This is a genomic window from Streptomyces sp. UNOC14_S4 (assembly GCF_020740835.1).
Lineage (GTDB): Bacteria > Actinomycetota > Actinomycetes > Streptomycetales > Streptomycetaceae > Streptomyces.
Genome location: NZ_JAINFC010000495.1, coordinates 1 through 5521, shown reverse-complemented (window position 1 = coordinate 5521; position 5521 = coordinate 1). Strand labels below are relative to the sequence as shown.

Sequence of the window (5521 nt, the reverse complement as noted above, 5' to 3'; positions counted from 1 at the left end):
GCCCACGCCACCGGGCACCCCGCCGACGAGGTCCACAAGGCACTCTTCGCGGGGCGGCGGCTTCCCGCCCCGCTGCCCGGGTTCCCCGCCTGCCGACTGCTCGTCGTGGACCAGTTCGAGGAGATTTTCACCCGCTGCACGGACCCGGAGGAACGCGCCCGGTTCGTCGGCGCGCTGTGCGCGGCCGAGGACGACCCGGCCCCGCGCCCCCGCGTCGTCCTCGGCCTGCGCGCCGACCACTACGGCAACTGCCTGGCACACCCCGAGCTCGTACGGGCCCTGGAACACGGCCAGTTCACCGTCCCGCCCATGCGCGGGAAAGCACTGCGGGCCGCCGTCGAACAGCCCGCCCTCGCCGTGGGCCTCACCCTGGAGGACGGGCTCGTCGACAGGCTCCTCGCCGACCTGTGGCAGGACTCCGGCGGGGACGGCCCGGCCGACGAGGCACCCGAGGCCACCGCGCTGCCGTTCCTCGCCCACGCCCTGCGCGAGACCTGGCTGCGCCGCTCCGGAGCCACCCTCACCCTGGTCGGCTACCAGGCCACCGGCGGCATCCGCCAGTCCGTCGCCACCACCACCGAGGCCCTCTACCAGGAGCTGGACCCGACCGCCCGCACCGCGCTGCGGGAACTCCTCCTGCGCATGATCCAGCTGACCGCGAACGCCGAAGCCGTACGCCGCCGCGTCGACCTGCCCGGCCTGCTCGCCGGACGCCCGGAGGACGGCCGACGGCTCGTCACGGACGTGTGCGACCGCCTCGCCGCCGCCCGCCTGGTCACCGTCGACCAGGACGGCGCCCAGATCTCCCACGAGGCCCTGCTGCGCGCCTGGCCCCGGCTGCGCTCCTGGATCCGCGAGGCGAGGGCCGAACTCCTCGCCCACCAGCAGCTCTCCGAGGCCGCCACGGCCTGGGACGACCACGGCCGCGACCCCGGCTACCTCTACACCGGCGGCCGCCTGGAACGGATCCGGCCCTGGCTGACGGCCACCGGGGAGCCCGGCCCGAGCATCACCCTGACCGCGACGGAACGTGCCTTCGCCGAAGCGGCCGTACGGGCCGCCCGCCGCACCCGGCGCCGCCGCGTGGTCCTCACCGCCGTCGCGGCCTGCCTGGCGCTGCTCCTCACCGGCGTCGGCACGTTCGCCGTCATCGAACGGGACCGGTCCCAACGGCAGGCCGCGGTGCTCGACTCCAAGCTCATCGCGGGCCAGGCGGAGGCCATGCGCCCGCTGGACCCCGCCGCGGCACTCGACCTGAGCCTCGCGGCGTACCGCGCCGCGCACACGGTCGAGGCACGGACGGCTCTGCTCCGGAGCGCGCTGTCACCGGTGACCCGCGGCCTGACAGGGCACACCGGGGAGATCCTGAAGCTGGCGTTCCACAAGGACGGGAACGTCCTGGCGAGCTCGTCCAAGGACGGCACCGTACGCCTGTGGGACACCAGCGACCCGTACCACCCCGCCGCCGGCCCCGTGCTGAGGACGGGGAACCCGGTGGCCGCCGCCTGGCGCCCCGACGGCCGCTACCTCGCCGGAGCCACCCGGGACACGCTCTTCGTCTGGGACACCGCCGACCCGCTCCACCCCCGCCAGGTGGCCAGGGTGCCCGCCGGGCGTGACGCGATCTCCCGCGGCGTGGCGTTCAGCCCGGACGGCCGTACGTTCGCGGTACCGGTCCAGAACGGGCGGGTGTGGCTGTGGGACCTGAGCGATCCCGTCCACCCGGTGCCCACCCCGGTCCAGATCGCCGAGGACAAGGCGGACCGGATCGTCGGGGAGGTGGCCTACAGCCCGGACGGCCGCGTACTCGCCGCGTCGGTGCAGGACGAGAGCCTGCGGCTGCTGGACAGCAGCCGGGCCCGTACGCTCGAACCGCTGGCCACGGTGAAGGACGCGTCGGTGTACGCCCTGGCCTTCCGCCCCGGTGGACGACTGCTGGTCGGAGGGGGCAAGCAGAAGCTGACGACGTGGGACACGACGGACCCGGCGCACCCCCGGGAATCGGAGACGCGCAGTTCCTACGGCAGCCTCAGCGGCTCCGGAATGTACAAGTCCCTGGCTTTCCACCCCGACGGGCGATATTTGGCGGGAGCGGCCGACGCGGCCCGGCAGGCCCAGTTCTTCGAGTACTCCGACTACGTCGGCCCTGTTGACGATGACGACATAGGGATCGGCGGCAAGGCGACCGCCCTCGCCTACCAGCCCGACGGCCGGGGGGTGATGGTGGGCGACGACACCGGGCGCATCACCCTGCGCGAGGCTCCTCCACGTTCGGTCCCGGGGACGATCCAGTATCCGGGGGAATCCCCGGGCAAGGGATTCGACCCGGCCGCGCGCCATGTGGTGACAGGGGGTCAGGGCCGCGACGAGAGACCGGTGGAAATCTGGGACATCGGCGGCCTGGGGGTCCCCAAGAGGGTCGCCCGGCTGTCGCAGCCGTGGGACAAGGCCACGATCGTCGCGGAAGGCCGGTTCCTCCTCAGCCAGAACAGTGACGGCACGCGCTTCAAGCTGTGGCACCTCGACAACGGCGCTCTGTGGTCCGGGCACGAGTTCGTGGTGCGCGGTGGTGCGGTGGCCGACGAGAATCCGGTGGAGCTCAGCGTGAACCGCGACGGGACCCTGCTGTCCTTGCGCGGCCCCTCCGAAAAGACCATGGGGATCTGGGACATCCGCGATATCGATCGCCCGGAGCGCATCGCAGAGGTGCCGTGGCCGCAGGCCGACGGCCGGATCCTGTCGGGCTTCATGGGACGCGTGCTCGTGCTCATGACCCCGAAGGCGACGCAGCTGTGGGACGTTCGCGACGCCCGGCACCCCCGCCGGGCGGACACGGTGAAGGAAAGGCCGTCGGCGGCGTTCGGCAACCCCAGCGCGGCTTTCCTGGTGAGCAGGGAGAACACGAAGTCGGTCGAGGAGCCCCACGCACACGTATGGTCGCTGGCCGCCGACGGCACCGCACGGCTGACCGGTTCGATCGACGAGAGGGACTGGACGGTCTCCCGTCTTGCCTCCGACCGCACCCTGGCCACCCTCTCCAAGGCCGGACGCCCGCTGCTGTGGGACCTGCGGAACCCCCAGCTCCACGGCGTGGCGTTGCCTGGCCCCGCCTCCAAGATGCAGAGCCTGCATGTGGCCCGGGACCGTCGGCTGCTGGTGGCCTCGGCCGGTACGGCTTTGGCTATCTGGCGTATCTCCGATCCGGACGGCGCCCGTCCGGGCGGTGACGACGAACAGCTCGTGCTCGCCGAGGGAAAACAGGACATGAACGTCGTCGAGGTGAGCCCCGCCGGCGACCTCTTCCTGAAGGCGTCGGGGCCCCTCGCGGCGTTCGGTGTCAACAGCCTCGTGGTGAGCACCGATTCCGACCGGCTCACCCGCACCCTGTGCTCGGTACGCGACGCGCCGATGCCGGGCAAGCAATGGCGCGAACTGCTGCCCGGAGTCACCTACCGGAACGCCTGCGGCTGAAGGCGGCAGGAAGAAATTCCGTTGCTTCTCGACAACGCCCGTCATACCGTCCGGCCCATGCTGCCGCCGGTGAACACGGACGAGGAGTGGGACGCGGTCGTCCCCGACGAGACGGTGATGCGACGTGGCGCGGAGGATCTCTGCGCGCGCCTCGGTCTTGCCGGTGCGCCGCTGGCCCGCTTCCCGGACGGGACACAGCCGGTCTACGCGGTGGGCGAAGAGCATGTACTCAAGCTGTTCCCCTCGGCCTCCGCCCGGGACGGGATCGCCGAGGGGCATGTCCTCACCCACCTCCAGGGACGGCTGCCGGTTCCGACACCGCGCGTGCGGGACTTCGGCCCGTACGAGAACGGCTGGCAGTACGTCCTGATGTCCCGGCTCCGTGGCGGGAACCTGGCCCACGCCTGGGACCGTGTGCCGCCGGGTGACCGCGAACGGCTCGTCAGCGACATCGGCGAGACCCTGGCGGCACTGCATTCCCTCGCCACCGGTCCGCTGGAGGACGTCCTCGGCCCCGGGGACTGGGGCGCTTTCCTGGACCGCCGGTGTGCCGGAGCCGTGGAACAGCAGCGCTCCCACGGGCTGTCGGCCGCCTGGCTGGAACAGATCCCGGACTTCCTCGCCTCGGTACCGCTGCCGCGTACACCGCGCCGCTCCCTGCTGCACACCGAGGTCATGCGGCAGCACTTCCTCGCCGGTCCCGGCGGGGCCGGTCCCGCCGGGTGGCGCCTGACCGGGCTCTTCGACTTCGAACCGGCCATGATCGGCGACCGCGCGTACGACTTCGTGGCCGTCGGCCTGTTCGTCACCCGCGGCGACCCGGCCCTGCTGGCCCGGCTCGCCAGGGCGTACGGCCACGTCTTCGAGCCGCACCGGCTGCTCGCGTACACGCTGCTGCACGTCTACAGCAACCTCCCCTGGTACATGAGGGAACTGCGCGTACCTGCGGACGGGACGCTGCACTCCCTCGCGGAGGCGTGGTTCGGCACGGCGGCGTGACCCCGGCGCCGCCGTCTGCCTCGCCGTCCGCCCCGCTGTCTACTCCGCCGCGTAGGCCGCCCACTGCGCGAGGGCGAACCCGTCGCCCTCCCGGCGGACTTCCGCCGCGCCCGCTCCGCCGAAGTGCGCCGGGACGACGAGCTCCCGTTCGGCCGCCGCCCGGCCGAGGACCCGACGGCGGCTTGCCGCCGGTCTGCTGCGCGACACCACCGAGCCTCTGGCCGCTATTGCCCACCGTGTCGGCTACGGCACCCCGTACGCCTTCTCCCACGCCTTCAAGAGGGAGTTCGGGGCAACGCCGGGGCGGTACCGGACGGCACCGGCGGCCACGCGGAGGCCGACCGCCTGACGGTATCTGTGCCGACCGTCCGTGATTTCCCAAGGCATCTCCCTGGTGTCCGAACCGCTTGCTGTGGCCGCCACCGGTGACCAGGATGGCGTCATGTTCACGATCACCGCTGCCGACGGAACGGAACTCGCCTGTCACGTCATGGGCGAAGGCGAGCCGCTGCTCTGCCTGCCGGGCGGACCGATGCGCGCGTCCGCCTACCTCGGAGACCTCGGCGGACTGTCGAGGCGGCGGCAACTGGTCATGCTCGACCTGCGGGGCACCGGCGACTCCCGCGTCCCCGGCGATCCGGCCACGTACCGCTGCGACCGGCAGGTCGACGACGTCGAGGCCGTCCGACAGCACTTCGGGTGGGACAGCGTGGACGTTCTCGCGCACTCGGCGGGCGGTGACCTGGCGCTCCTCTACGCCGCCCGGTATCCGCAGCGCATCCGTACCCTCAGTCTGATCACGGCCCGTGCCCGCGCCCTCGGCGTCGACTTCACCGAGGAGCACCGGCGGGAGGTGGTCACGTTGCGTACGGCCGAGCCGTGGTTCGCGTCGGCCCGCGATGCCTATGAGGCCATCTGGTCCGGAACCGCCACCGACGCCGACTTCGACGCCGCCGTCCCGTTCTTCTACGGCCGTTGGGACTCCGCAGCCCAGGCACATGCCGCAGCCGACGTCCGGCCGACCCACGAGTCGGCCGCGGACGCCTACGCC

General features: G+C 72.4%; 3 protein-coding genes and 2 pseudogenes. 4 read left to right on the top strand and 1 reads right to left on the bottom strand.

Annotated elements, in window-relative coordinates; genetic code table 11:
• Together K6I34_RS30440 and K6I34_RS30435 are read left to right on the top strand one after the other, a co-directional pair.
• Positions 1 to 3471, top strand: a 3471-nt coding sequence (locus K6I34_RS30440; RefSeq protein ID WP_229330858.1) for a WD40 repeat domain-containing protein, incomplete at its 5' end; no start/stop codon positions are given.
• A gap of 57 nt (positions 3472 to 3528) precedes the next feature.
• A complete protein-coding gene (locus tag K6I34_RS30435) occupies positions 3529 to 4470 on the top strand; it encodes a phosphotransferase (RefSeq protein WP_229330856.1) in 942 nt (313 codons plus the stop codon).
• A 39-nt stretch (positions 4471 to 4509) separates the two neighbouring features.
• Here the strand turns inward: K6I34_RS30435 and K6I34_RS30430 are convergent.
• A pseudogene (locus K6I34_RS30430) lies at positions 4510 to 4656 on the bottom strand (MBL fold metallo-hydrolase); the annotation flags it as partial.
• Here K6I34_RS30430 and K6I34_RS30425 point away from each other — a divergent pair.
• Positions 4652 to 4819, top strand: a pseudogene (locus tag K6I34_RS30425) (helix-turn-helix domain-containing protein); the annotation flags it as partial. The pseudogenes K6I34_RS30430 and K6I34_RS30425 overlap by 5 nt on opposite strands.
• A 93-nt stretch (positions 4820 to 4912) precedes the next feature.
• Positions 4913 to 5521 (top strand): alpha/beta fold hydrolase (locus K6I34_RS30420; RefSeq protein WP_229330854.1); only part of this gene is annotated, 609 nt, incomplete at its 3' end.